A 1484-nucleotide genomic window follows, 5' to 3' on the forward strand; every position below is an offset into this window, starting at 1 on the left:
AGTCCGGCCTGAATAATTCGTTTTGCGCGGCGTTAGCCCTCATGCCGTGAAGACGACAGTGGTCGAGCGGTTGAGCAAAGCGAACAGAACAAGGGCGCAAAGAAGCCGCAGCTTCCTGAGGATCATGCGCAGATTGTGGCCGGCGCCGCACAGGACGGCGTGAATTGCATCACCGAGTGCGCCTTTGAGCCAGTTCCGATCGAGTTTGCCGTCCGCCTTCATGTGACCGATGGCAGGCTCGATCGCGCTTCGCCGTCGGATCATCGCGCGCAGCCCGCGCGTGATACCGCGCCGCAATCCCGGGTGGTAGATCTTCACACCCTCAACGGCAACACCCTTGTAGCCGCGATCGACGATGGCGACTTCCGGCTTCACGTCGCTCAAGATCGCCGCTTGCTCCAACGCCTCAGCCAGCGTGTGACCGTCGTATGGGTTGCCCGGCATCGAGCGGGCACCTACCACGAGCCCCTCTTTGTGGGTCGTCGTGATCGACACTTTGACACCGAACTCGTACGGCGTGCGAGCCTTGCCCTTCGCCAAACACTCGACTTCCGGCGCATGCAGCGCGTACAGCTTGTTCTTGTCCTTCTGCCTTTGCGACAAGATTCGCTTGGTGCGGCCGATCAACTCGTGCAGCGCGCTGCGCCCAGTGTGGGCGACTGAATCGAGCTGACGCTCGACGTCACGCATGACTCGGCCAACGCGAGAGCGCAACGTGCGCAGAGCTTTCCTCATTCGCTTGTATTGCTTGGCGTGCGCGTAGCGGCTGATTTGGCTGGCCAGGCGCGGGGCCTCGCGATTGTAGTTCTGCCGCAATTTCAATCCGTGCCGCGCCGCAGCCTTCACCAGATGTTCGCGACACCGCTCGAGCAAGCGTGAATCAGTGGGATGGGCGATCGCTTTTTGCATGACCGTCGTGTCGACGATCACGTGCTTCACACTTGAGGCCTTGATCACACCGGCACGCTTGGCGGCTTCGATCGTCTCGGCCAGCAACTCTTCGACGCCGGCTTCGCCCAGACGCTTACGCCAGCGCGTGAGACTCGACGGATCAATCGGCGCTTCGGTCTGCAAGTACGTCTCGCCGGTGAAAACCTGCCAATACGGATTCTCCACCCATTGCCAGACGACTTCCTCGTCGGACAGGTCGAACGCATGCTGGAGGTACAGTAGGCCGGCGATTAGCCTTGGGGATGTGGCCGGTCTCCCTTTGCGCGATACGAAGCTCTCGCTCATCGACGCGCCCAATCGGTTCCAGTTGATCAGATCGGCCAAACCGACCAACGGATGCTTCAAATTGATCTGTTCACGCAGCGGTTGCCGGAAGAAATCTCCCTCCGTCACAGGCGCCTTCGGACCCATCCGCACCTCGTCAAAAAATGCAGGAATTACGCGTTAATATGCCTGCTTCCTGCAATTCCCTCAACCCCATTCAGAGCGCAAAGCCTTGCACCATAAGGCTTCGAGGATTGTTCAGGCTCGAC

The 1484-nt window shown here is 60.0% G+C and carries 1 protein-coding gene; it reads right to left on the reverse strand.

Annotated features, from left to right (window positions below; translation table 11 throughout):
- Positions 1-39 precede the first annotated feature (39 nt).
- Positions 40-1362, reverse strand: a complete 1323-nt coding sequence (locus G3N58_RS33790) for an IS5 family transposase (RefSeq protein ID WP_167037920.1) — start codon at positions 1360-1362, stop codon at positions 40-42.
- Positions 1363-1484: the final 122 nt, after the last annotated feature.

This window comes from Paraburkholderia sp. Ac-20342 (genome assembly GCF_017104985.1).
Classification (GTDB): domain Bacteria; phylum Pseudomonadota; class Gammaproteobacteria; order Burkholderiales; family Burkholderiaceae; genus Paraburkholderia.

Coding starts and splice junctions, on each gene's coding strand:
- G3N58_RS33790 (WP_167037920.1), bottom strand. CDS start 1,362: ATGGGTCCGAAGGCGCCTGTGACGGAGGGAGATTTCTTCCGGCAACCG.